General features: G+C 66.2%; 20 protein-coding genes and 2 pseudogenes. 10 read left to right on the top strand and 12 right to left on the bottom strand.

All coding sequences use genetic code 11. From position 1 onward, the window contains the following. Positions 1 to 55: 55 nt before the first annotated feature. Complete coding sequence (locus tag G6N13_RS26200; protein WP_407663734.1) at positions 56 to 376, top strand: VOC family protein; 321 nt, start codon at positions 56 to 58, stop codon at positions 374 to 376. Here G6N13_RS26200 and G6N13_RS14215 read toward each other — a convergent pair. The 6 genes from G6N13_RS14215 to cysD all read right to left on the bottom strand — a co-directional run bounded on the left by G6N13_RS14215 (position 272) and on the right by cysD (position 6,362). Further along, complete coding sequence (locus G6N13_RS14215) at positions 272 to 1,396, bottom strand: TDT family transporter (RefSeq protein ID WP_235677759.1); 1,125 nt, start codon at positions 1,394 to 1,396, stop codon at positions 272 to 274. The two genes, G6N13_RS26200 and G6N13_RS14215, sit on opposite strands and share 105 nt — an antisense overlap. Before the next feature lie 114 nt (positions 1,397 to 1,510). Next, the gene (locus G6N13_RS14210) at positions 1,511 to 1,984 is read right to left on the bottom strand and encodes an Rrf2 family transcriptional regulator (RefSeq protein WP_163697960.1); all 474 of its coding nucleotides are present in this window, start codon (positions 1,982 to 1,984) and stop codon (positions 1,511 to 1,513) included. Positions 1,985 to 2,024: 40 nt separating this feature from the next. After that, complete coding sequence (locus G6N13_RS14205) at positions 2,025 to 2,282, bottom strand: hypothetical protein (RefSeq protein ID WP_163697957.1); 258 nt, start codon at positions 2,280 to 2,282, stop codon at positions 2,025 to 2,027. Positions 2,283 to 2,851: 569 nt separating this feature from the next. Then, positions 2,852 to 3,586, bottom strand: coding sequence for a 3'(2'),5'-bisphosphate nucleotidase CysQ (locus G6N13_RS14195; protein ID WP_163697956.1), 735 nt, complete (start codon positions 3,584 to 3,586; stop codon positions 2,852 to 2,854). Continuing rightward, the gene (cysN, locus tag G6N13_RS14190; protein ID WP_163697954.1) at positions 3,583 to 5,433 is read right to left on the bottom strand and encodes a sulfate adenylyltransferase subunit CysN; all 1,851 of its coding nucleotides are present in this window, start codon (positions 5,431 to 5,433) and stop codon (positions 3,583 to 3,585) included. The genes G6N13_RS14195 and cysN overlap by 4 nt, the downstream gene beginning before the upstream one ends. Next, entirely contained in the window at positions 5,433 to 6,362 is a 930-nt protein-coding gene (cysD, locus tag G6N13_RS14185; RefSeq protein ID WP_163697952.1) for a sulfate adenylyltransferase subunit CysD, read from the bottom strand. The genes cysN and cysD overlap by 1 nt, the downstream gene beginning before the upstream one ends. Before the next feature lie 229 nt (positions 6,363 to 6,591). Here cysD and G6N13_RS14180 point away from each other — a divergent pair, with 229 nt between their 5' ends. The 4 genes from G6N13_RS14180 to G6N13_RS14165 are packed head-to-tail and all read left to right on the top strand — an operon-like array spanning position 6,592 to position 12,028. After that, entirely contained in the window at positions 6,592 to 7,569 is a 978-nt protein-coding gene (locus tag G6N13_RS14180) for an oligopeptide ABC transporter permease OppB (protein ID WP_163697950.1), read from the top strand. Further along, entirely contained in the window at positions 7,566 to 8,495 is a 930-nt protein-coding gene (locus tag G6N13_RS14175) for an oligopeptide ABC transporter permease OppC (RefSeq protein WP_163697948.1), read from the top strand. Before G6N13_RS14180 ends, G6N13_RS14175 begins: the two co-directional genes overlap by 4 nt. Continuing rightward, complete coding sequence (locus tag G6N13_RS14170) at positions 8,492 to 10,333, top strand: oligopeptide ABC transporter ATP-binding protein OppD (RefSeq protein WP_163697945.1); 1,842 nt, start codon at positions 8,492 to 8,494, stop codon at positions 10,331 to 10,333. Before G6N13_RS14175 ends, G6N13_RS14170 begins: the two co-directional genes overlap by 4 nt. A 42-nt stretch (positions 10,334 to 10,375) precedes the next feature. Continuing rightward, positions 10,376 to 12,028, top strand: a complete 1,653-nt coding sequence (locus tag G6N13_RS14165) for an oligopeptide ABC transporter substrate-binding protein OppA (protein WP_163702107.1) — start codon at positions 10,376 to 10,378, stop codon at positions 12,026 to 12,028. Here the strand turns inward: G6N13_RS14165 and G6N13_RS14160 are convergent. Then, positions 12,018 to 13,295 (bottom strand): alpha/beta fold hydrolase, encoded by a 1,278-nt coding sequence (locus G6N13_RS14160; protein WP_163697943.1) that lies wholly within the window; start codon positions 13,293 to 13,295, stop codon positions 12,018 to 12,020. The genes G6N13_RS14165 and G6N13_RS14160 overlap by 11 nt on opposite strands. A gap of 128 nt (positions 13,296 to 13,423) precedes the next feature. On the opposite strand from G6N13_RS14160, the pseudogene G6N13_RS24320 reads away from it, so the two are divergent. Continuing rightward, positions 13,424 to 13,803 (top strand): annotated as a pseudogene (locus G6N13_RS24320) (acyl-CoA dehydrogenase); the annotation flags it as partial. Then, positions 13,796 to 14,576 (top strand): annotated as a pseudogene (locus G6N13_RS14155) (hypothetical protein); the annotation flags it as partial. The pseudogenes G6N13_RS24320 and G6N13_RS14155, both read left to right, overlap by 8 nt. Before the next feature lie 6 nt (positions 14,577 to 14,582). Here the strand turns inward: G6N13_RS14155 and G6N13_RS14150 are convergent. Next, the gene (locus G6N13_RS14150) at positions 14,583 to 17,204 is read right to left on the bottom strand and encodes an AAA family ATPase (protein WP_163697940.1); all 2,622 of its coding nucleotides are present in this window, start codon (positions 17,202 to 17,204) and stop codon (positions 14,583 to 14,585) included. Continuing rightward, the gene (locus G6N13_RS14145) at positions 17,201 to 18,352 is read right to left on the bottom strand and encodes a metallophosphoesterase family protein (RefSeq protein WP_163697938.1); all 1,152 of its coding nucleotides are present in this window, start codon (positions 18,350 to 18,352) and stop codon (positions 17,201 to 17,203) included. Before G6N13_RS14145 ends, G6N13_RS14150 begins: the two co-directional genes overlap by 4 nt. A gap of 147 nt (positions 18,353 to 18,499) precedes the next feature. On the opposite strand from G6N13_RS14145, the gene G6N13_RS14140 reads away from it, so the two are divergent. Continuing rightward, positions 18,500 to 18,976 (top strand): SixA phosphatase family protein, encoded by a 477-nt coding sequence (locus tag G6N13_RS14140; protein ID WP_407663929.1) that lies wholly within the window; start codon positions 18,500 to 18,502, stop codon positions 18,974 to 18,976. 69 nt (positions 18,977 to 19,045) lie between these two features. Here the strand turns inward: G6N13_RS14140 and G6N13_RS14135 are convergent, their stop codons facing one another. Both G6N13_RS14135 and G6N13_RS14130 read right to left on the bottom strand, forming a co-directional pair. Next, complete coding sequence (locus G6N13_RS14135; RefSeq protein WP_163697934.1) at positions 19,046 to 19,594, bottom strand: DUF3558 domain-containing protein; 549 nt, start codon at positions 19,592 to 19,594, stop codon at positions 19,046 to 19,048. Further along, complete coding sequence (locus G6N13_RS14130; protein ID WP_179964985.1) at positions 19,591 to 20,157, bottom strand: DUF3558 domain-containing protein; 567 nt, start codon at positions 20,155 to 20,157, stop codon at positions 19,591 to 19,593. Before G6N13_RS14130 ends, G6N13_RS14135 begins: the two co-directional genes overlap by 4 nt. A gap of 166 nt (positions 20,158 to 20,323) precedes the next feature. Here G6N13_RS14130 and G6N13_RS14125 point away from each other — a divergent pair, with 166 nt between their 5' ends. Together G6N13_RS14125 and G6N13_RS14120 are read left to right on the top strand one after the other, a co-directional pair. Further along, entirely contained in the window at positions 20,324 to 22,078 is a 1,755-nt protein-coding gene (locus tag G6N13_RS14125) for an ABC transporter ATP-binding protein (protein WP_163697932.1), read from the top strand. Next, positions 22,075 to 23,982 carry an ABC transporter ATP-binding protein gene (locus G6N13_RS14120; protein WP_163697930.1) on the top strand — a complete coding sequence of 636 codons (1,908 nt, stop codon included), beginning with the start codon at positions 22,075 to 22,077 and terminating at the stop codon, positions 23,980 to 23,982. Before G6N13_RS14125 ends, G6N13_RS14120 begins: the two co-directional genes overlap by 4 nt. Before the next feature lie 14 nt (positions 23,983 to 23,996). Here the strand turns inward: G6N13_RS14120 and G6N13_RS14115 are convergent, their stop codons facing one another. Beyond that, positions 23,997 to 25,427, bottom strand: coding sequence for an APC family permease (locus G6N13_RS14115; protein ID WP_163697928.1), 1,431 nt, complete (start codon positions 25,425 to 25,427; stop codon positions 23,997 to 23,999). Positions 25,428 to 25,432: the final 5 nt, after the last annotated feature.

The following is a 25,432-nucleotide window of genomic DNA, read 5'->3' as shown; positions in this document are numbered from 1 at the left end:
GCACGGCGGATGCGGGCGCCGCCCGGGCCAGTCCCGGCTACTGACAGGATGGGCCATGCCGATTGCCACCACCGCGGTTGACCACCTGCGGTTGACCGTCACCGACATCACCGCCTCGCGCCGGTTCTACGACAACGCGTTCGGCTGGCCGGTTTTCGCCGCGTTGCCCGACGACGCCGACGACACCACCCGTGAGCAGCTCGCGTTCCTCTTGCGCGGCGGTTGCGCTGGAACTTTCGGGGCGAACCGTCGGTTTGGGCGTGAAAAAGGATCAGGGCGCAGGGTCTTTGTGTGCCTTGATCGGCCCGGCCGCCGGCGGCGGGTTCAGGAGATCGCCCGTGACGCTGCCCCGGGCGGTGCGCACCGCGACCAGTAGCCAGGTGCTCAGCAGACCGACATAGGCGATCACGGCGGCCACTTTGAACGCGGGCAGCTGGGTGTGCACGGCCAGCTGTGTGGTGCCGGTGACGAACGTGCCGACCGGGAAGGTCAGGCTCCACCAGGTCAGCGCGAACGGCATACCGCGGCGCAGGGTGCGCACGGTCAGCGAGGTGGCCAGCGCGATCCAGAGCACCGCGAAGCCCCACATGGGCACCCCGAACAGGACCGCGAAGGCGTTCATGTCCTCGGCCAGTTCGTGCGGGACGGCCCCCGCCGCGTTAAGGCCGAGAAGTCCTGCGGCGGTGATGGATTGGCCGATCGGGCCGAGAACGATCCACAGCGTGGGAACTCGGGCGGTGCCCGATGTTCCGTAGAGCGCAAGCCTGCTCCAGATCAGCGTGATGATGATGAGCGCGGCCACCAACGACAGCCCGAACATCGCATAACAGCCGTAGAGCATGGTAGTGCGCCCGGTGCCCGGTTCCATGTGCGAGATGAGCAGCGCGCCATTGGCGGCCGAGACCATCGGCGGGACGATTGGCATCAGCCAGCCGCCAAACGCGGCGTCGGGTTCGACGTTGTGCTGGGTGAACATCAAGAACGGGATACTCACCGCGGTGAACAGTCCCCCGATGGTGCCTGCGGTCCACAGCACCCAGCTCAGGTCGACGGCGAGGTGTTCGCCGATGAGGTCGCCGCCGATCAGCACCGCGCCACCGCCAACGGTCATCAGAGCCATCGGCGCCGCACCGTAGAAGTGCGCCATCTGGGGGTTGCGGGCATGGGTGCGCGCGACCGTCGGATACCGCAACCAGTGCACTCCCACCAGCGTGATCAGCACTACGAGCAGCAGTGCCGCGATCACCCAGACCACCTCGGCGAAGCCGCGCAGGCCCCACACGTGAACCGGCAGCGTCGCGCCGGCGTTCGCCACGATCCCGGTGCCCATCACCGATGCGAACCAGTTGGGTCCGATACTGCCGAGTACTTCGACCCGGCTACGCGGTGTTGCCATAGGCCAGAGACGGTACGGCATCCGCCGAGCACAATCGTGGAGGCCGGCATTCATCACCCGGGATAGCTGAAAGCGCTTGAGTGGTAAGGGAATGCACGGCCGGCTCGACGCAAGTCAGCCGCTGTGGCCGCGCCGGCCCTCCTGGCCCAGGTAGTCGTGGGCAAGACTGGCGACATGGTCGGGCAGTTGCCCGCAGGCCACATCGGCCAGACTGGTCTCCTCGAGTACCGAGCGCATGCTGGCGCGCAGCGCCCGCCACACATCTGTCAGTGCCGCCGTCGGCCCACTGTAGGGTAAGTCCCCCAAGCCGATGTCACGCACGCTGGCCAGCGGCCCGTCGATACAGCGCAGCACATCGGCGATGCTGATCTCCGCGGCCGGACGGCCCAGTTCGTATCCGCCGTCGCGGCCGCGATGGCTACGGACCAGCCGATCGGTGCGCAGGTCAGACAGAATGTCGACCAGGAACTGGGCCGGGATTCCCTGGGCCTTGGCCAGATCATCGGTCTTGACCAGCCCACCGGTGTCGACGGACGCCAGCTGGGTCATGGCGCGGACGGCATACTCGGCCTTGGCTGACATCCGCATGCTGTGAATTCTGCCATTGCCCGCCCGGCGCGGGCCCCAGCTAGTGCCGATGCGACCGCTGCGACGGAGGCGCCTTGGAGGTGCGCGCCTGGTTTAGCGATGCCTCGACCCGTCGCCGCAACTGAGACTGCGGCGCCTTCTTGTGCAGGATGACCTTGTCGCCGTCGCTCAGATCGTTGGCACCGTTGACTGTCGCCGGCTTCGTCACATCAGAGCCGGCCTGTTGGGTCGAGTCGGCGGGCGCCGCCGCCTTGGTCGCGACCACGGATCCGCGGCGGTGGCCCAGCGACACCCGCAACGAGTGGTGGCTGCACTGCCCACCGGGGACGATCGACCAATTCGGTCAGCTGCGTGCGGACCTCGGTGCGGATGGCATTGACGATCGTCGATGGCAGCGCCAGTGGGCTCGTCGGAGCGGGCCCTTGCGCAATCGCATCGAGAAGGGCCTGGTCGAGGGCGGCTTTGGAGGTGATGCTGCCTGCCGAGAGCTTCAGCGCAGGGATGCAATCTGCCGACTGCGGTGTCGAAACGGGGTTGGCAACCACGACAGTGGCACCGACGAGCGCCACCCTGTCGTTAGTATCGCGCCAATTCCTCGCCGCACGGTCACTCACTTCCTGGCGATTCCAGGTCCAAGATGAGTGTCGAGTCGGCCAGGCTCGGCGGTTGCAAGGGGAGGCCCGCCAGCGCGCGCAGAGTGGTCAGTTCAGTCATCGTGGTCAGGTTTCCCCTTCGACAGTGCGGAGTCGAGGGCGAGGTGTTATCGGCCGTCGGTGAATTCACCGTCGATCAGGATGAACGCTGTACGGCAGTGAGCCCCCGACCCGTTGGCCCACCGATATCGGGGCCTACCAGGGGGATCAACCGCTAGCCGGCAGCAATTGCCGCCAGCACCGCCTCGGCGTATTCGGGCCGGCACACCACCACGTCGGGAAGCTTCGGGTCCGGCCGGTTGTATTGGAGAGGAGATCCGTCGATGCGCGACGTGTGCAGCCCCGCCGCACGGGCGACGGCCACCGGGGCGGCCGAATCCCATTCATACTGTCCGCCGGCGTGCACGTAGATATCCGCCAGGCCCTGGACCACTGCCGCGACTTTCGCTCCGGCAGAGCCCATTTCGACAAGCACACCGCCCAGGGCGTCCCGAACCTGGAGGGCGACGGCGGGCGGTCGAGTCCGTGACACGACGATGCGCGGGGCGGCCGGTGCGGGCGGCGGTGCCGGCACCGACGGCGTGGCCAGGGTGACGTTCTGGGCAGGCAGCGCGACCGCGCCGGCGCTCAGTTGGCCGTCCTGCCACAACGCCACATGCACGGCCCAGTCCTCGCGGTCGAGCTCGGAGAACTCACGGGTGCCGTCGAGCGGATCGACAATCCATACCCGGCTACTGCGCAGCCGGACCGGGTCGTCGGCACCCTCCTCGGAGAGCACCGCATCGTCGGGCCGCTGCGCGGCCAGCGCCTCCATCAGGAACTCGTGAGACCGTTTGTCGCCAGACGCTTTTCGCTCCGCACCGGACGCGTCGACCAGCTCTGCGCGGACGTCCAGCAGCAGCGTGCCCGCCTGGGTGGCGAGATCGGCGGCGAGTTCGTGATCGCTCACCGCTGCCCCTCCAACAGATCGACGACCTGCTGAGCCAGCTCGTCACACTCACGATCGGGAGTGAGTCGCAGATCCGGGTTCTTCGGGCGCTGGTAGGGGCTGTCGATTCCGGTGAAGTGGGTGATCTCCCCCGCACGAGCCTTCTTGTAGAGCCCCTTCGGGTCGCGACGTTCGCAATCCTCCAGCGGGGTGTCGACGAAGATCTCGAAGAAGTCGACATCCTGGTCGGTGTGGACCTTGCGGGCCAGCTCCCGATGCTCCTCCAGCGGACTGATGACCGGCACCAGAACCGTCAGGCCGGCATCGGCCATCAGCGTGGCGATGTGGGCCAGCCGGCGCAGGTTCTCGGCACGGTCTGCCATCGAGAAGCCGAGGTCGGCATTGAGTCCGTGACGCAGGTTGTCACCGTCGAGAATGTAAGTGGGAGAACCATGTTCGAGCAGTTTCTGCTCTACCAGCACGGCCACTGACGACTTGCCGGACCCGGATAGGCCGGTGAACCACAAGGTGCGCCCCTTGGTCAGCCGGTCACCAGCGGTCACCAGCGACTGATGACGCACCGTGTTGGGTGATGCGGCGCGGCCGGCGGTCGGAGCTGTATCGCGAACCATGCCCGCAGCGACAGTCACATTGGTGTCGGGATCGATGAGGATGAACGATCCGGTGGCCGCATTGCGGGAGTATTCGTCGAGCAGCAGCGGCACCTGGGTGCGCAGGGTCACGCGGCCGAGTTCGTTGAGCTTCAACGCCGTTGCGCTCTTGTCCCGGTGCAGGGTGTTGACGTCCAGGCGATAGTCCAGTGCGCCGACCCGTGCCCGGGTAGTGCGGGTGGTGTGTTTGATGATGTAGTCGCGGCCGGGCTCCAGCGCGTTGTCGTCGGCCATCCAGCACACCATGGCATCGAATTCCTGCGTCGGCATCGGCTGGTTCTGCGGCCGGGCCAACAGGTCACCACGAGAGATGTCGACATCGTCGGCCAGGCTGATCGATACCGCCATCGGCGGGAACGCTTCGGTGACCGGGCCGGTGGGACCGTCGATCGTGGTGATACGACTGGTCTTTCCGCTCGGCAGGACCACGACTTCGTCGCCGGGACGCATCACACCGCTGGCGACGGTGCCCGCGTAGCTGCGGTGGTCGGCGTGTTCTTTCGTCTGCGGCCGGATCACATACTGCACCGGGAAGCGCACGTCGACCAGGTTGCGGTCGCCGGCGATGTAGACGTCCTCGAGGTGGCTCAGCAGCGAGGGGCCGTCATACCAGGGAGCCTTGTCCGACTTGGTGACCACGTTGTCGCCGTTGAGCGCTGACATCGGGATCGTGGTGACGTCGTGAATGTCGAGTCGGGCGGCGAAGGCGTGGAATTCATCGCGGATTGCCTCGAAACGCTGACGGTCCCAATCGATGAGGTCCATCTTGTTGACCGCCAGCACGATGTGCTGAACGCCCAGCAGTGAGGCCAGGAACGCGTGGCGGCGGGACTGCTCGAGCAGGCCGTGACGCGCGTCGACCAGGACGATGACCAGCTGTGCGGTCGACGCGCCGGTGACCATATTGCGGGTGTACTGGATGTGCCCCGGGGTGTCGGCGATGATGAATTTCCGCTTGGCCGTAGCGAAGTAGCGGTACGCGACATCGATGGTGATGCCTTGCTCGCGCTCGGACCGCAGCCCGTCGGTCACCAGTGCAAGGTCGGTGTAGTCGTTGCCGCGTTCCCGCGACGTCCGCTCGACGGCGGCAAGCTGGTCTTCCATCACGGCTTTGGAGTCGTAGAGCAGGCGGCCGATCAGTGTCGACTTACCATCATCGACCGATCCGGCGGTGGCAATCCGCAATAGTGTCGCCATCAGAAGTAGCCCTCCCGTTTACGGTCTTCCATACCAGCTTCAGAGATCCGGTCGTCGGCGCGGGTGGCGCCACGTTCGGTCAGTCGCGACAGTGCGGTCTCGGCGATCACCTCATCGACGGTGACAGCGGTGGACTCCACGCACCCGGTGCACGTGACATCGCCGACGGTACGGAATCGCACCGCGGTCTCGAACACCGGCTCCTCGGCACCCGGTTGCATGAATTCGTGGACGGCCAAGAGCATTCCGTCGCGCTGGAAGACCGGGCGGGTGTGGGAGTAGTAGATCGCCGGCAGGGTGATCTCCTCGGCCCCGATGTAGGCCCAGATGTCGTACTCGGTCCAGTTCGACAACGGGAATACGCGGATGTGCTCACCCTTGCGGTGGCGTCCGTTATAGAGGTTCCACAGTTCGGGGCGCTGAGCCTTGGGGTCCCACTGGCCGAACTCGTCGCGGAAGCTGAACACCCGCTCTTTGGCGCGGGCCTTCTCCTCGTCGCGCCGCGCCCCGCCGAACGCGGCGTCGAACTTGTTCTCGCGGATTCCGCGCAACAGCGTCACGGTCTGCAGTGGGTTGCGCGACGGGCCGTTGTCCACCACCCGGCCGGCGTCGATGTCCTCTTCCACGCTCGCGACCACCAGTCGCAACCCGTACCGCTCGACCAGTTCGTCGCGGGTGGAGATCACCTCGTCGAAGTTGTGCCCGGTGTCGACGTGCATCACCGGGAACGGCAGCCGTCCGGGGGCGAAGGCCTTGATCGCCAGGTGCAGCATCACGATCGAGTCCTTACCGCCCGAGAACAACAGCACCGGCCGTTCGAACTCGGCAGCGACCTCGCGGATGATGTGGATTGCCTCGGCCTCAAGGGACCGTAAGTGGCTCAGCTCGTATTGCCCCGGCGCGGGGCTTTCGACCACCGGACTTGCCATTGGTTTCCTCGTAAAGTTGGTTGGATTGACCAGAATTACAAAGCTAGCCGGTAATGTAGCGAGCACTCTGGATGAAGTCAAGAGTTAAGTGCAGAAGCCGAGACCATGCTGGCATCCACGTCGGGTTGCTTATCCACGAGCCACGGCGATAAACGCCCGGGTCTTGCGGTCGTTCACCCCCGGCATCTCCTACCCTGTGCTGCATGCACCCTGTGGCCGAGCGCGCCCGATGACGCGATTCCTGGCGCGTCGGCTGCTCAACTACCTGGTGCTGCTGGCGTTGGCGTCGTTCCTGACGTTCTCTTTGACCTCGCTGACGTTCACTCCCTTGAACAGCCTGTTGCAACGTAATCCGCGGCCGCCCCAAGCCGTGATCGACGCCAAGGCCGCCGAGCTCGATCTCGACAAGCCGATACCGCTGCGCTATGCCCACTGGGTGGCCGGTGCGGTGCGCGGTGATTTTGGCACGACGGTCACGGGCCAGCCCGTGGCCGACGAACTGTGGCGCCGCATCGGCGTCAGCCTCCGGCTGCTAATCATCGGCTCGGTGTTGGGCACCGTGATCGGGGTGGTGGTCGGCGCATGGGGCGCGATCCGCCAATACCGATTATCCGATCGGGTGATCACACTGCTGTCACTACTGGTGATCAGTACGCCGACGTTCGTGATCGCCAACCTGATGATCCTGGCGGCGCTGAATGTCAATTCGGTTCTGGGGCTTCAGATTTTCTCCTACACCGGAGAAACCTCGCCCGACGCGATCGGCGGCCCGTGGAATCAGTTCATCGACCGGCTGCAACACCTAATCCTGCCCAGCGTCACCCTGGCGCTCGGTGCGATCGCGGGTTACAGCCGCTACCAACGCAATGCGATGCTCGACGTCCTCGGCCAGGACTTCATCCGCACCGCGCGGGCCAAGGGGCTGACCCGGCGGCAAGCCCTGTTCAAGCACGGACTGCGCACCGCCCTAATCCCGATGGCGACGCTATTTGCCTATGGTGTCGCGGGTTTGGTCACCGGGGCAGTGTTCGTGGAGAAGATCTTCGGGTGGCACGGTATGGGTGAGTGGGTCGTGCAGGGCATCGCCACCCAAGACACCAACATCGTCGCGGCGATCACGGTGTTCTCCGGCGCAGTTGTGTTGTTGGCCGGCCTGCTGTCCGATGTGATCTACGCGATCCTGGATCCGCGGGTGAGGGTGACATGACCGGAACGGACACCTCCGCGCGCTCCGGGGTCAAGCCCGAGGAGTTCGCGTCCCGGCGCGCCCTGGTGTTGCGCCGGTTCGCGCGCAACCGGGCGGCGATGGCCTCCCTGATCGTGCTGGCACTGCTCTTCATCGGCTGCTACGCGCTGCCGCCGCTACTGCCCTGGTCCTACACCGAACTCGACTTCTACGCGCTACAGGACCCGCCCAGTACCGATCATTGGTTCGGCACCAACGCATTGGGCCAGGACCTGCTGGCCCAGATTCTGCGCGGAATGCAGAAGTCGATGCTCATCGGGGTGTGCGTAGCGGTCATTTCGACGGGTATCGCTGCCACCGTCGGCTCGATCGCCGGCTACTTCGGCGGCTGGCGCGACCGGACGCTGATGTGGGTGGTGGACCTGCTTCTGGTGGTGCCGAGCTTCATCCTGATCGCGATCCTGACCCCGATCACCAAAGGCTCTGCGAACGTCGCGCTGCTCATCGTGCTGCTGGCCGGGTTCAGCTGGATGGTCAGCTCCCGGATGGTGCGCGGTCTGACGATGAGCCTGCGCGAGCGCGAATTCGTCAAGGCGGCACGGTATATGGGCGTGTCGAGCTCGCGGATCATCAGCCGTCACATCATCCCCAACGTGGCCTCGATCCTGATCATCGACGCCGCGCTGAACGTCGCCGTCGCGATCCTGGCCGAAACCGGTTTAAGCTTCCTGGGTTTCGGTATTCAACCCCCGGACGTCTCGCTGGGCACCTTGATCGCCGACGGCACCAAGTCGGCGACGACGTTCCCGTGGGTGTTCCTGTTCCCGGCCGGCGTGCTGGTGCTGATCCTGGTGTGCGCCAACCTCACCGGTGACGGACTTCGCGACGCCCTCGACCCCGGTAGCGCCAATTTGCGCCGGGGCCGCAAGAAGAAGATCAAGTCATGAGCGAGCGCCTGCTGGAGGTCACCGACCTCGCCGTCAGCTTCCCCAGCGCCGGAGACGATCTCACCGCAGTGCGCGGCCTGAGCTACGAGATCCGGCCGCGCGAGGTGGTCGCGATGGTCGGGGAATCCGGTTCGGGGAAATCCGCGGCGGCGATGGCGGTCATCGGTCTGTTGCCCGAATACGCCACAGTGTCCGGCTCGGTGCGACTGGCCGGGCAGGAACTACTGGGGCTGCCCGACGCCGAGATGTCGAAGATCCGGGGCCTGCGCATCGGCACCGTGTTCCAGGACCCGATGTCGGCTCTGACACCGGTCTACACCGTCGGCGATCAGATCGCCGAGGCCATCACCGTGCACGACCGCAGCGTCGGCAAGCAGGCGGCGCGTAAGCGAGCTACCGAGCTGCTGGAGCTCGTCGGCATCGCCCAGCCTGAGCGGCGGGCGCGGGCCTTCCCGCACGAACTGTCCGGCGGGGAACGGCAGCGAGTGGTGATCGCCATCGCGATCGCCAACGATCCCGACCTGTTGATCTGCGATGAGCCGACGACCGCACTCGATGTGACCGTGCAGGCCCAGATCCTCGAGGTCCTCAAGACCGCGCGTGACGTCACCGATGCGGGCGTGCTGATCATCACCCACGACCTGGGTGTGGTCGCCGAATTCGCCGACCGCGCACTGGTGATGTACGCCGGGCGTGCGGTCGAGGTGGCCGGCGTAAGCGACCTGTATCGCGACCGCCGAATGCCCTACACCGCAGGACTATTGGGCTCGGTTCCGCGGCTCGATGCGCCGCAGGGCACCCGGCTGGTGCCCATTCCCGGCGCGCCGCCCGCGCTGCCGGACCTGGGGCCGGGCTGCCCATTCGCACCACGCTGCCCGCTGGTCATCGACGAGTGCCGGGCCGACGAGCCGGGACTGCTGGAGGTCGGCCACGAGCATTCGGCGGCCTGCATCCGCACTGAGCAGGTCAAGGGCCGGACCGCCGCGGAGATCTACGGCGTGTCCACCCAGCCGGCGGCGGTCGAGGGCGACGATGAGTCCGACATCGTGATCAAGGTACGGGACCTGGTCCGGACGTACCGGCTGACCAAGGGTGTGGTGTTCCGCCGCCAGATCGGCGAGGTGCGCGCCGTCGATGGCCTCAGCTTCGATCTGCCTCGCGGCGAGACGCTGGGCATCGTCGGTGAATCGGGGTCCGGGAAATCGACCACCCTGCATGAGATCTTGGAGCTGTCGGCACCGCAATCCGGCTCTATCGAAGTGCTCGGCACGGACGTGGCCACCCTCACCCCGGCGCGCCGGCGTGAACTGCGCCGGGATCTGCAGGTGGTGTTCCAGGATCCGGTGGCCTCGCTGGACCCCCGGCTGCCTGTCTTCGAACTACTTGCGGAACCCTTGCAGGCCAACGGTTTCAGTAAGACGAGTATCGATGCCCGGATCGTCGAGCTCTTGGAGATCGTCGGCCTGCGGCGCGCGGACGCCAGCCGTTACGCGCAGGAATTCTCTGGCGGCCAAAAGCAACGCATCGGCATCGCCCGCGCATTGGCGTTGCAGCCCAAGATCCTTGCCCTCGATGAACCGGTGTCGGCGCTCGACGTGTCCATCCAGGCCGGCATCATCAACCTGCTGCTGGACCTGCAGCGCGAATTCGACCTGTCCTATCTGTTCGTCTCGCACGACCTGTCGGTGGTCAAGCACCTCGCGCACCGCGTCGTCGTGATGCACCGGGGCGCGATGGTCGAGTACGGCGACGCCGACGACATTTTCGCCCACCCGCAACACGAGTACACGCAGAAGCTGCTGGCCGCTATCCCGCAGCCGGATCCCACTCGCCGCTAGCATCAGGGCGTGACTCGATCGATCCGCCGGCACGCCGGCCGAATGGCAGTGCTGGCAGTCGTGGCAAGTCTGGTGGTGGCGGGCTGCTCGAGCAGCAAGCGGGACGTCCCGTCGGCCGGCGGCAACGCCGAACTCGGCGCGACCAGCGATATCAACCCGCAGGACCCGGCCACGCTGCGTAACGGCGGCAATCTGCGGTTGGCGCTGACGTCGTTCCCGTCGAACTTCAACACCCTCAATATCGACGGCAACGACGGCGACACCTACGCCGTCCTGTGGCCGACCATGCCGCGCGCCTTTGTCATCGCTCCTGACGGCTCAATGAAGGTCAACACCGACTACTTCACCAATGTCGAGCTGACCAGCACCGACCCCCAGGTCGTCACCTACACGATCAATCCGAAGGCCGTCTGGTCCGACGGCACGCCGATCACCTGGGAGGACCTCGCCTCCCAAGTGAATGCGCGCAGCGGTAAGGACAAGGCCTACGCGATCGCCGCGCCTGAAGGCAGCGACAGGGTCGCTTCTGTCACGCGGGGCGTCGACGACCGCCAGGCCGTCATCACCTTCGCCAAGCACTACTCCGAATGGCGCGGCATGTTCGCGGGCAACAACATGCTGTTCCCGAAGGCCGTGACCGCCACCCCGGATGCGTTCAACAAGGGTCAGCTCAACGGACCCGGGCCGTCCGCGGGTCCGTTCGTGGTCTCGGCGCTGGACCGCACCGCCCAGCGCATCGTGCTGACCCGCAACCCGAAGTGGTGGGGCACCCCGCCCTTGCTGGATTCGATCACCTTCCTGGTGCTCGATGATGCGGCGAGAATCCCTGCGCTGCAGAACAACACGATCGACGCCACCGGTCTGGCCTCGCTGGACGAACTCACCATCGCCCGCCGCACCCAGGGCATCTCGATCCGGCGCGCGCCCGGCCTGAGCTGGTATCACTTCACCTTCAACGGCGCGCCGGGTTCGATTCTGTCGGACAAGGCGCTGCGGCTAGCCGTCGCGAAAGGTATTGATCGGCAGGCGATTGCCGATGTGACACAACGTGGTTTGGTCGACAAGCCGGTGCCATTGAACAACCATGTCTACGTCGCGGGCCAGAAGGGTTACCAGGACAACAGCCAGGTGGTGGCCTATGACCCTGAGAAGGCCAAACAGGAGCTCGACGCGCTGGGCTGGAAACTCAACGGCCAGTTCCGGGAAAAGGACGGCAAGCAGCTGGTCATCCGCGACGTCCTCTACGACGCGCAGACCACCCGGCAGGTCGCGCTTGTCGCGCAGAACAGCCTGGCCCAGATCGGGGTGAACCTGCAGGTCGACGCCAAGCCCGGCAACGGCTTCTTCACCAACTACATCATCCCGGGTGACTTCGACATCGCCCAATTCACTTGGGGTGGTGACGCTTTCTCCTTATGCTGCCTCAACCAGATCTACACCACCGGGGCCGAGAGTAACTTCGGCAAGATCAGCAGCCCCGATATCGACGCCAAGGTCGAACAGGTGCTCAACGAACTCGATGCGGACAAGGCGCGTGACCTGGCCAACGAAGTGGACAAGCTGATCTTCGGCGAGGTGTTCAGCCTGCCGCTGTTCCAGTCGGCCGGCAACGTTGCGGTACGCAGCAATCTGGCCAACTACGGCCCGGCTGGGCTGGGCAATTTGAACTACAGCGCAATCGGATTCACGAAGTAGCCGGCTTCGCGAAATCGGGTACCGTCCGCGCCACCACCCGTGGGAGCACCGCGGGCAAGGCGGCTTCGACGCGCGACGCCACTGACATCGCCGACACCATCAGCCGCACCGCCGGGCCGCTGGGCAACGCATCCAATGTCGCCTCCTGCGGCGCCAAGGTATCGATCCGGCCGACGGAGATCGCCTCGGCGATGCGCAACGCCGCCCGCTCCCTGGTGTCGAGCACGCTGTGCCCGCTGGTCGCTAGTCGCACCAGCACCGATCCGGGAATGAGCCCGGCGAGCCGCTCGGCGACCGCGGGCGGCGTGATCAGATCCCGGCCACCTGAGATCACCACGGTGGGCCAGCTGAATTTCGGCATCTCGGCGACCAGGTCGAACGGTTCGGCCTCGAACCGGGCTGCCTCTCCGACTGCGAGATCGCGCATGGCGACCGCCGGATCGAGCGGCAACCCGTCCGGCTCCGCGGCGTAGTTGAGCTCACGGAACGCGATCCGCTCGACCAGGTCGGTCTCATTGCGATACGGCGCCTTTCGGCCGACCATCAACTCGCCGAGCCTGCCCATCGTCCTCCACACCAGCGGACGCCCGCCGATCAGCAGTTCGAGCTGACGGTCCAGCATCCGGGCTCCGCCGAACCCGTAGACGGTCGCGGCGAGCTGCGCGGCGGCCGGGGTCATCACACCCTCGTCGACCAGCCGCCGGACCTTGTCGGCCACCTCCTCGGTGTCCCGCTGCCCGTGCCACAGCACGCTGCGGATGTTGCGGCGCACCACGTCGATGTCGTCATGATCCAGCAGCGGGGAATCCAGGACCATGGCGAACACCCGGGTGGGATGGCGCACGCCAACCCCCGCGGCGATGTAGGTGCCGTAGGACGTCCCGTAGATGATCGCGCTGTCCACCTGGGCGTCGTCGAGCACAGCGGCGACGTCGTCGACGACCTGTTCGATGGTCAGCGCCTCGGGCAGCAGATCGGCGCCGGCGTCGTCCTGCCGCGACATTCCGATGCCCCGGTGCTCGATCATGATCACGTCGAGGCCCACCGCGGCTGCGCGACGGCGAAGGCCCCGGTAGAGCGCGATCGACGCGGCCCCGGGGCCGCCGGGGATGATGACCAGCGGATGCCTGGTCTTGCGGCCGCTACGCACGTAGTAGAGGTCGAATTCGTCCGGTCCACCCGGCGTGACCGGGCGTCGGACCGGCCGCACACCAGGCAGTGCTGCGAGTTTGCCGTGGGCGCGGCGGCGCTTCTCGTTCAACGTCATCGCCGCTGGCCCACCATGGCTTGATTGTGCCTCGCCGGCAGCGGGAATGGAATGCGCCGTCTCCTCTCTTAGGTTCCCGGTGAGCCAGAGCAGTGCCCGTCGCAGCGTCGCAGGCGTAGAACGGGGCAATGGCCCTGGTGGAGCCTGTCAACCGAATCCTGCCCGGCACCCCCGAAGTCGCCGAGCTGTTGGCCCAGATCAAATTCGGTGCCAAAGATCGAGATCTCAACGACAAGAGCCCCTTTGACCAGTTCAATGCCCTCAAGCAAACCGGCTTCGGCACGCTGCGTCTGCCCGCCGCATTGAATGGCCCGAATTTAGTTGTACGTCAATTACTTTCATCCGTTATTGATGCCGTCGACAGCCTGGTGTTCAACACCCGGTCGCTGCCGTTCCCGGTGGTCTCCGGCCGACCGGGGAGAAGTTCTACAGCACCGGGACCCTGTTCGCCGACTACCTCACCGCCACCGCCACCGCCGACCGCGACGGCGTGCAGCTGGTCGATGACTGACGGCATCGGCGGAGTTCAGATCGCGATGACGTTGTTCGACCTGACCGATCCGACCTGACCGAAAAGCCTCGGGACGCCGAGCCGGTCCCTGCCGAATTGACCCCGCTCGCGCCCAGACTGTTGGCGGGTTACCGCGACTCCCTACGCTCCGACCTTGGCTGGGTCGGCAATGCCGTCGCCGACTCGGTGATGAACGCTCCGAAGCTGTCGTTCAACACAATTCGGCAGCCACTGCGGACCGCGGGGGCGGCCGGCGCATTGGCCGCGTCGATATACCGGACGATTCGCCCGGTGACCAGGACCGGGTCGCCGCTGATGAAAGGGCGGACTCTGGTGCGTCGGCTGGGCGTGCTCGACGTGCCGATGCCACGCCGCCGCGAAGCCGCGCACCGAAGTGGCGCTGCACCCAACGACGCATTCGTCGCGGGAGTTGCCGGCGGCCTGCGCCGTTATCACGACAAGCACGGGGTCGGAGGCTTCGACCTGCACCTGACGATGCCGATCAGCCTGCGCACTGACGACGACGGGATAGGCGGGAACCGCATCACCCTCATGCGTTTCGACGTGCCGGCCGGGATAACCAATCCGGCACGGCGGATAAGCAGTATCCACGAATGCACCGACCGGGTACGCAAGGAAGAGTCGTCGCCCTACACGCCAGCGTGCTCAACGTGATGCCACGTTGGCACATCGGTGCAATCCCTGACTACGAGGCGTTGTATGACTGCCTGGTGGCCAGCTTTGACGAAGTACTGGCGTTCGCCGATTGACGCGGCTCAGGCGCTCAGTTCGATCACGTGCGCGTCCTGCACACCGAGGTAGCGGGCCGGTGTGCAGGTGAGCACGATGACCTGGCCGTGATCGCCCACCGTGTCGAACACCACGCCCATCTTGGTCAGCCGCTCGGGATCGGTGAATCCCAACGCGTCGTCGATGACCACCGGCACCGCGTCCTGCGTGGCGACCAGTGCCGCACCAGCCAGCCGGGCCAGAATGCCCAGCTGTTCCTTCGCGCCGCCCGACAGTGAGTCGTAAGGAACCGTGCGACCGTCCAACGTGCGGTTGCAGATTCGTAGATCACTGTCGATCTCGACTTCGAAGGTGGGCCCGAACACCGGTCGGCCAAGCCGCTCGATCTCGGTGCGGAACGGCGCGACATAGCGGGCTCTGGTGGTGTCGCGGTGCCGGGCCATGACCGACCTCAACAACTCGGCGGCCCTGGCGCGCCGCGACACCCGCGAATGCTCGGCGAAGGCATGCTCCCGCGCGATCTGGGCCAGATCGAGACTGCCCTTGCGTCCCTCATTACCCATCACCCCCAGCTCGACGGTGATGTCGTTGAGCGCTTGCCCGATACCGGTCTGCTGACGGTCCAGATCAGCGGCCGCGGCGTTGGCGGAAGCCAATTCCGCTTGCACCGCAGCGGGATCCGCCGCCGCATACCGCCGGGCCAGCTCGGCCACCCTGCTCGCGGCACGCCGCTGCACTTCGATGTCGGCGGCGGCCTGCTCGGCGATCTGCTCGTCACCAGCCAGCACCCGCTGAACCGTGAGGCGCCCCGTTGCGGCGTCGAGCTCAGCGCTGGCGTCGGCGAGCTTGGACCGCAGAACCGTTGCCACGGTGCTCTTCTCCGTCAGTTGGACGTTTGTACCTGCCACTGCGCGCTGATGCAGATCGGCTTGGGCGCGCGCGTTTTCACGCCCCTCGATGGCAGCGACGAACGCGGCCCGCGCGGCTCCGGCATCTACGCCCGCGGCGAGCAGCGCAGGCGAGATACCCTCCCGCAGGGCTGCCAGGCGGGCGCGCATCGCGCCGACCCCTTCGTCTTCGCACAGCCCGGCCAGAGTCGCGGCCAACTGGTCGCGGTTGCTGGTCAGGTCCCGGCGACGGTGCTCGATCACCCGCGCGCCATCGAGATCGGCCGCCCCGCCTTGGCGCAGGTAATCGGCCAGGATTCGTTGTGCTGCAACGAGTTTAGCCTGAGCACCGGATGTGGTGACGCCCGGGTCGATCCGCACACTGACCACCCCGGGTAGCTCCACGGTGGTCGGCGACGAGCTGACCGGCGTCCAGCGCTCGCCAGCTGGCAGCGTGATGGTCTGCTCACCGACGGTCAACGTGACATCGACCACCGCGGTGAACTCCACCGTGGCGGCGGTCAGCGCCAGCTGAGCTTCGATACGGTCGACCAAGGCTGCAGCGGACTCGATATCGGCCATCACGTCACCGGTGAGGGTGATCTGCGAAAGCTCGCGATTCAGCTCGGTCAGCTGTTGCTCAGCCGCCTCGATGCGGTCCAGGCGGGCGGTGAGACGCTGCGCCTGCTCATTTTCGGCCAGCGCGTCCACTACCCGGCGAGTTTCGTCGACGGCTTGCTGGGCCGCAGTCAGGGCGACGGCCGATTCCGCCGCTGCCGCACAGGCTATTTCGACGACCTCGCGGGCAGTGTGTTCGGCCTCGATGGCCGCGGCCAGCTGCGAGCGCACGTCGGTGAGCGCCACGGTGCGTGCGGCCACATCGTCGCGCAGTCGCACACGTTCGGCCTGCGCCCCGCTCGACGCGGCGCAGGTGCCCTGTGCCGCCGTCGCGACGAGCTCGGCCTGCCGGAGCTCGTCGGCGAGCACGGCCAGCGCGCTGGCCGCCGCCTGGGCGGCGGCCAAGCGCTGTCCGATGCCCTGCCTGTGATCAGCCAGCCCGGCCTGCTGCTCGGCCAGCGCGGCGTGCCTGCGCACCCGCTCGTCGACCTCGGCGACCGCGGCCGCACACCGGGCCACATCCTCGTCGGCGGAGCGCAATTGGGCTATCGCTGCCGCCCACTCGCCCGTCGGCCGGCCCGTCGCCGTGAAGTACCGGCCGTATTCGGTGTCGATCCGTTCGATCAGCAGCGGTTCAGTGCCCGACATCGTCGCATCGTCACCTGCCGCCAAATCCAGCGCGCGCGAAAGCGCATCGCATTCGGACAGGTCTACCGCCGCGGTCGAGCTGGACTGCAGTACCCGCTGCGCATGCCACAGCCCGGTGTCGACCGTCTCACCGAGCATGGCCAGCACGCGATCGTGAGCCTCGTCGCCGGTCAGTTGCTCTCGGCGCGGCGACAGGATGGTCAGTTCGGTCTCACACTTCTTGTGAAACCGCTTCCGATACACGAAACGGTATGGACCCGTGCTGATCTCGGCCGTGACCTCCGAGCCGACATCGGCGTGTGTCGGCTTGACCTGCTTGACGTCCTTCTTCGTCGAACGATCCTTGGATTCCAACAGCAGATCGAGCGCCTCGATCATCGACGTCTTGCCAACTTCGTTGGCGCCGCACACCACAACCACGCCATGGTCGGGAAACTCGATGTCGCGGTGCGTGATTCCGCGGTAGTTGGTCAAGACCAGCCGATGCAGTTTCATGCCGCACTCCCCCCGGCCAGCCGCAACAACAGCCCCAGCGCACTCTGGGCGTCCTGGGCGGCGACACCATCGCCGGAGCGGGCGGCGGCGACCAATTCGTCGACCGCGGCCGCGGCGAACCCACCGATTCCTAGATCGTCGAACTCACCGTCGGCGGGCATCACCGCGATACTGGTGTGCCGCTCCCAGGCGCCCAGCCAGGCGAACAGCCGCGCGTACTTGTCCAGGCAGGCATCCAGCGCGGCCCGATCGGTCACGGTGAGCGAACCGGTCAGCCCGAGCCGCACAACCGTGCGTTCCTTGTCGGGCAGCAGGTCGAGATTGAGGTCGAGATCGGCGATATCGCGGCTGTCATCGACCTGGCGGTGCAGTGTGACGAACCGCCACCGGCCAATGTGGCGAGCCTCGACCGTCACCGGATGGGCCGGATCGGCTTCGTCGACATCGACCACCAAGACATGGCCCGGATCGGCCTCGACGTCGTCGAAGTTGGTCACCTCGGGTGAACCCGAGTACCAGACCCGCCCGCTGTCACCAACGGTGGTCCGAGAGTGCTTGTCCCCCAACGCGACATAGTGGACAGACCCACGGTCGAGGGCGTCGGCCAGAGCGGCCATCCGGATCAGCGACGGCTTGCCGGGATCCGGGTCGAGCACGTCGACGCCGCCGTGGGCGACCAGGACGCGGGTGGTGCCGTCGGCGGGGAGATCGGCCAGCACCGCGGCGGCCAGATCGGTGGTCGGCACCTTGGTGCGCCATGGGGCGACGACAAGCTGCACGCCGGGGCGCACCTCCCATACCCCGTCGCGATCCAGCACGATCACGTTGTCCGGACATTCGGCCTTGAACAGCGCGCTGGTGTACACCGACGACGCGTCCAGCGGATCGTGGTTGCCCGGCAACAGGTACACCGGAACGCTGATGTTGCGCATGGCTTCCAGCGACTGGCTGATCACCTTCGGGGCGAGCTGGTTGTGCTCGAAGACATCGCCGGCCACCACGACGAAATCCGCCGAGACCTGCTCGGCGAGCACACCGAGGCCCGCCACCGCATCGCGTCGGGCCGCCGAGTAACGAGGCTGGGCTTCCCCTTCCAGGAAGTGCCGCGTCATGCCGAGCTGCCAGTCGGCGGTGTGGACGAAGCGCATGTCTTCCGGGCCCCTTCCCTGTCTCATCGGTGAGTGCTGCCGCGAGTGTATGGCTCCTCGCCGACAAGTCCGCGGACCTCGACCGGCATGTATGCCCCGACGTTTAGCCTTACTCGCGTGACTGCGCCACAACGCACCCTGATCCTGATGCGCCACGCCAAGTCCGACTACCCCACTGGGGTGGGCGACCACGACCGGCCGCTGGCCGCTCGCGGTATTAGGGAAGCCGGCCTGGCCGGCGCTTGGCTGCGAGCCAACGTGCCCGCCATCGACCTGGTGCTGTGCTCCTCAGCGACCAGAACCCGCCTGACGCTGGACCGCACCGAAGTCACCGCCCCGGTGACGTACTCCGATCGGCTCTACGGCGCCACCGCGGGGACGATGATCGACGAGATCAACCAGGTCGCCGACGAGTTCGGCACCGTGATGGTCGTCGGCCACGAACCCACGATGAGCCATGTGGCGCTAGGCCTGGCCGACCCGGACCAGTCGGACTCCGGCGCCGCCGAACGCATCGCGATCAAGTACCCGACATCGGCCATCGCGGTGTTGCGGGTGCCGGGCAACTGGGCCGGCCTACGGCTCAGGAGCGCCGGGCTGACCGCGTTCCACGTGCCTCGCTAGGGCGCATCGATTCAGACGTGAGAGCGAGTTTTCTGAAGAATCTTCGCTCTGAGTTCCGACTCGGTGGGCCTAGGAGTTCGTCGCCAGTGTCAGCTCCATCAATTTGATGGCCTGACCGCACGCGTCAATCCCGGGTGCCTGCGGGTTGACCCACCAGCCGACGACGCCACCGGCGTCGCTGGCGACTCCGCAGCCACCGTTGGGATCGTTGGTGCGCATCACGATCGACGGCACACCGGCGATCGACCGGTTCTCGAGCTGGTACTTGAGGAACTGGCCGACAGCCCGCTCGTTGTCGAGGCTGCCCTGCTCGAACCAGAACCGGGTGATGTCCACCAGACCGGCGGGGTTGGCGGCCTGCCAGCGGCAGACCGCGCCGACGAACGTGCTCTGGATGTCAAGCGGATCGGCACCCACCGTCTTGGCCAGGATGTCGGTGGTGAGGACGTCACATTCCTTGAGCAGGTTCGGGTACTGCTGCGCAGAGTTGTCATTGCGCGGCGTGGTGCCCGAACCAGACTTCGCCGCGGTTCCGGCCACCGTCTTGGCGCAGCCACTGACCAGCACCAGCGCGGAGAGCGCCACAACTACGACGGCGACGACGCGGCGCGCACTCATTTGGAGTTCACGATCGATTGCCGGGTCAATTCCTTGGCCACATCGCAGGCCGGCGGGAACGGCTTCTCGGCGAAGCTGACCGACCATTCGATGAAGTCGTCGTTGAATTGGATTCCGACCTCGCACAGGTTGTCTCCCAGAGTCGGATCGGTGCCAACCGCGATGAAACCAGTGTGGCCCTCGATATTGATGTCCGCGACGCTGGTGCGCGATAGCTCCTCGGTCTTGCGTTCCCGCCCGATCGGGCTACCCCGGTACCAGGTGAAGGAGAAGTGCGGTCCCAGAATGCCGCCGCCGGCCAGCCACTGGCAGCCGATGGAGTTCTTCGCCGTGTTCACCAGACCCGTCACCCGGGTCTGCTCGGCCATCGTCTGGTCGCTGATGCCCCCGCATTCGGGGAACATCGGGCCGTGCTTGGCGTTACCCGCCTGCGGCCCGGGAGCCTGCGAGGCCTGGGTCTGGCTCGGGCCGCTGCCCGAATCCGAGCATGCGCCGAGAGCCGGGATGGCGGCCACAATGGCTACTGCCCCCGCGGCCACCGCGAGTTTGCGCGTCGCTGTCATGCGCACCTGCTGCGTGTCACAGCATGCACTGTAGCGGCCACCCCCTACCACAACCACCGACATGCCGGTTGACCTGCCGCTTTGACCCGATTTCACGCCGCGGGAGTTGACAGGGCCCGACACGACGCCCCCAACCGTCGGTTGGGGCGTGTGCGACAGTAGCGAAATGCTCCTGGCGCTGCTGAGACGGTATGTCCGGCCGTACCGGTGGCTGGTCGCCGCGGTGATGGGGCTGCAGACCATCAGCACGCTGGCATCGCTCTATCTGCCCACGGTCAACGCCGCGATCATCGACGACGGCGTGGCCAAGGGCGATACCGGGCTGATCGCGGAGTTGGGCCTGGTGATGCTGGCGGTGACCGGCCTTCAGGTGGTGTGTGCGATCGGCGCGGTCTACTTCGGCTCGCGCACCGGTATGGGTTTCGGTCGCGACCTGCGCTCGGCGATGTTCCACCACGTCACCACGTTCTCCGAGCAGGAGACCGCGCGGTTCGGGGCACCGTCACTGCTGACCCGCACCACCAACGACGTCCAGCAGATTCAGGTGCTGATCCAGATGACGACCACCATCCTGGTGACCGCGCCGATCATGTGCGTCGGCGGCATCATTATGGCGATTCACCAGGACGCCGGGTTGTCCTGGCTGCTGGTGGTGAGCGTTCCGGTGCTGGCGTTATCCAATTACTGGATCGTCTCGCGCATGCTGCCGATCTTCCGCAGCATGCAACGGCTGATCGACGGCATCAATCGGGTAATGCGCGAACAGCTCTCCGGCATCCGGGTGATCCGGGCCTTCGCCCGCGAACCCTTCGAACGCGAGAGGTTCGCCGTCGCCAATGCGGCGGTATCCAACACCGCTTTGGCTGCCGGCCGCTGGCAGGCACTGATGTTGCCGGTCACCACCTTGACCATCAACATCTCCAGCGTCGCCCTGATCTGGTTCGGCGGCCTGCGCATCGACAGCGGACACATGCAGGTCGGCTCGCTGATCGCCTTCCTGTCCTACTTCATGCAGATCCTGATGGCTGTGTTGATGGCCACCCTGATCCTGGTGATGCTGCCGCGCGCCTCAGTGTGCGCCGAACGGATCACCGAGGTGCTGGGCACACAAACCGCGGTCAGCAGTCCCGCGTCGCCGCAGCACCCCGACGGAGGCGTCCGCGGTGCGATCACCCTCGACCGTGCGACCTTCCGCTACCCAGGTGCGGAGCGCCCTGTCCTGGAGGATGTTTCGCTGACCGCGCGGCCGGGGACGACGACGGCGGTGGTCGGCAGCACGGGCTCCGGCAAGTCGACGCTGATCGCGCTGATCTGCCGGCTCTACGACGTCACCGACGGCGCAGTACGTGTCGACGGCATCGACGTGCGGGACTACGACACCGAAGTTCTCTGGTCGACACTGGGTTTGGTGCCGCAGCGGGGCTACCTGTTCTCTGGCACGGTCGCCGACAACCTAGCGCTCGGCGCGGCTCCAGGACAGGTGGTAACCGAGGACGACATGTGGTCGGCGCTGCGAGTGGCGGCCGCCGATGACTTCGTGCGCGCCCATCCCGATGGCTTGAGCATGCGGGTTGCCCAGGGCGGCATCAACTTCTCCGGCGGTCAGCGTCAACGGCTGGCGATCGCGCGCGCGGTGATCCGGCGGCCCGCGATCTATCTGTTCGACGATGCCTTCTCCGCCCTGGACGTCCACACCGACGCCCGAGTCCGCGCAACCCTGCGCGAGGTGTCCGCCGACGCCACGGTGATCATTGTCTCCCAGCGCATTTCGACGGTCGCTCAGGCCGACAACATCGTCGTCATCGAGGGTGGCCGGGTCGTCGGGTCCGGTACCCACGAGGAGCTGTTGACCGGGTGCGCGACGTACGCGGAGTTCGCCGACTCTCAGTCGGTGGGCACTGGTGTCGGGGGCGAGCGATGACCGGACCCGGCATGCGCGGCGGCGGCCTGCGCACATTGACTCAGGATCCGCGGCAAGCCCGTTCGCGCGACTTCACCGGATCGGCGCTCCGGTTGATCCGGCGGCTGGCCCCGCAGCGGTGGCCGACCGCGGCGGTGATCGCGTTGTCGATCGGTGGAATCGCGGTCGGTGTCATCGGCCCGCGCATCCTCGGGCATGCCACCGACCTGCTGTTCAACGGTGTCATCGGCCGCCAACTGCCGGCTGGTATCACCAAGGACCAGGCGGTCTCCGCTGCTCGGGCCCGCGGCGACAACACCTTCGCCGACTTGTTGTCCGGAACCAACGTGGTGCCCGGTCGCGGTGTCGACTTCACCGCGGTTGCCCACACCCTACTGCTGGCATTGGCACTGTATGTCGTTGCTGCGCTGCTGATCTGGGCGCAGGCCCGGATACTCAACGTGATCGTGCAGCGCACCATCACGGCGCTGCGCGCCGAAGTCGAGGACAAGGTCCACCGGTTGCCACTGTCCTACTTCGACTCCCGACAGCGCGGTGAGTTGTTGAGCCGGGTCACCAACGATGTCGACAATATCCAGTCGTCGGTGTCGATGACCATCAGTCAGCTGCTGACCTCAGTACTGACCGTGGTCGCGGTGCTGGCGATGATGCTCAGCATCTCCCCACTACTGGCGTTGATCACCGTCGTGACAGTTCCGTTGTCGCTGTGGGTGACCCGGGTGATCGCGCGCCGCTCGCAGCGGATGTTCATCGCCCAGTGGACCAACACCGGTCGGCTCAACGCGCACATCGAAGAGACCTACAGCGGATTCACCGTCGTCAAGACATTCGGGCACCGCGCCGCCGCCCAGGAGAAGTTCCGCGACGCCAACGACGACGTCTACCACGCGAGTTTCGGCGCGCAGTTCTTCTCCGGACTCGTCGCACCGGCGACGGCGTTCATCGGGAACCTCAGCTACGTCGCGGTAGCGGTGGTCGGCGGCTATCAGGTCGCGACCGGCCAGATCACCTTGGGCAGCATCCAGGCCTTCATCCAATACGTTCGCCAGTTCAACCAGCCACTGACCCAGGTCGCCGGCATGTACAACACCTTGCAGTCTGGGGTGGCCAGCGCCGAGCGGGTCTTCGATTTCCTCGATGAGCCGGAGGAATCACCGGACGTGCCAACGACGTTGCCGGACAACGCGCGTGGCCGCGTCGAGTTCCAGAACGTCTGGTTCAGCTATGTCCCCGGGACTCCGGTGATCGAGGACCTGTCGTTGGTCGCCGAACCGGGCAGCACGGTGGCTATTGTCGGACCCACCGGCGCCGGCAAGACCACCCTGGTCAATCTGCTGATGCGGTTCTACGACGTCGACGCCGGACGGATCCTGCTCGACGCCGCCGACATCACCGGTGTGAGCCGGGAAACACTGCGCTCCCGAATCGGGATGGTGTTGCAGGACACCTGGCTGTTCGGCGGCACCATCGCCGAGAACATCGCCTACGGCAAGCCCGGGGCGGCCGAGGACGAGGTGATCGAAGCCGCGCGGGCGGCCTACGTGGACCGGTTCGTGCACACCCTGCCCAACGGCTACCAGACCCGGGTCAGCGATGACGGCGGCAATATCAGCGCCGGCGAAAAGCAGCTGATCACCATCGCCCGGGCGTTCCTGGCCCGCCCCCAGTTGCTGATCCTCGACGAGGCCACCAGTTCGGTGGACACCCGAACGGAACTCCTGATTCAGCATGCGATGACCGAATTGTGCCGGGAGCGAACCAGTTTCATCATCGCGCACCGGCTCTCGACCATCCGCGATGCTGACAACATCCTGGTGATGGAGGCCGGGCGGATCATCGAGGCGGGCAACCATGCCGAGCTACTGGCCCGACGGGGCGCCTACTACAGGATGACGATCGCCTGACGATGCGGGCAGGATCAGCCGACACCTTCGAGGATGTCGGTCTCGGTGTGGCCGATACGGTCGATGACCTCCGGCCTGACCCGCTTGACCCGGAAGAACCACGCCAGCGCGACCGCCACCGTGGCGAGGAAGAGATAAGGAATGACGTTCAACGGGAACGCGGGCACCGGGTAGACATTGGCAAAAAAGGTGTATGCCATCGCCACCACCGCGACAATGGCCGCGGTCCACACCAGCCGGTTCGGCATGCCGGCGCGCTTGGTGTAGGCCACGCACGCAATGGCAACCAATGCATAGGCAACCATGTAACCGTAGGTCCCGTACGTGTCGACCCACACGACGATGTCCATCGGATGGACACCGAGGCACAGCAGCACAATGTCCAGCACGACGGCGGCCGGCCCGGCGATGAGCAGGACTCGGTGGGGGGTGAGATGCCCCTCGTGCGTGCGGCCAAACCGCTCGGCGACAACACCCTCCTTGCCCATCACGTAGACGATCCGGCCAACGACGTTCAACGGTGCCACCACGACCGCGAAGAACGATGCGCCCACGCCGAAGGTCAGAACCGGCGTGAACCAGGACGGCATGCCGATCATTGTGGCGATGTCCTGCAGCGGACTTGGACTGCTTGCCAGGCCCTCGTGCAGCAGTGCGATCTGTGTGTAGGCGGCGAAGACATACAACACGCCGACCACGACCGCGCTCCAGATGATGGCTCGGGGGATCGCGGTGTAGGGATTGCGCGCTTCGCGGCCCAGCGCGTCGGCGGACGAGAACCCGACGAAGCCCAAGATGCCCAGGACCATGCCCGCGGCGACTCCCTGCATCGGGACGCCGGTAAGGGAGAACTGCGACGGGTCCCAGCCGGCCGGCCCCGCCCACACCAGAGCCAGGACAAGCAGGATCGTGATGATGGTGACCGAGATGAGCTCGAGCACCAGCGACACCCGCGCGGACAACCTGATTCCCCGAATCGTGAACAGCGTCGCTAGTCCGCCCAGAACGATCGCCAGCGCGACTTGCCAGCCGACGCCGTTTACCGGCAAGCCCAGCAGCACCAGGAAGTCGCTGGCGTAGGAGACCGCACCGCCGAGTGAACCCGCCGCGATCCCCCAACAGCCGATCAGCAAGGTCACCCCGGCCAGGTAAGCGCCGAACGGTCCGAGGCCCTTGGCGACGTACGTGTAGAGAGAGCCGGCCGACGCATTGCGCCGCGCGAATACCACCACGCAGTACCCGACCGCCAAAATCACCACGGTGGCAAGCGCGAAGGACAGCACGGTGCCGTTACCTGCGCTGACGTAGATCGCAGCGGCGGTGAAGGCGATCACCGCGCTGGGTGCGATGTTGGCGATGGCCTGGGCGGCGAGTTCGGGACCCGACATGACGCCGTGGCGGAGTCCCGCATCGGTAGGCGTTGCCGCGCCGGTGGTGTTCGACATGATGG

The sequence above is a fragment of the Mycolicibacterium sarraceniae genome (assembly GCF_010731875.1).
GTDB classification, from domain to species: Bacteria; Actinomycetota; Actinomycetes; order Mycobacteriales; family Mycobacteriaceae; genus Mycobacterium; species Mycobacterium sarraceniae.
The sequence above is the reverse complement of the archived record's forward strand: the minus strand, read 5'-3'. Positions and strand labels throughout refer to the sequence as shown.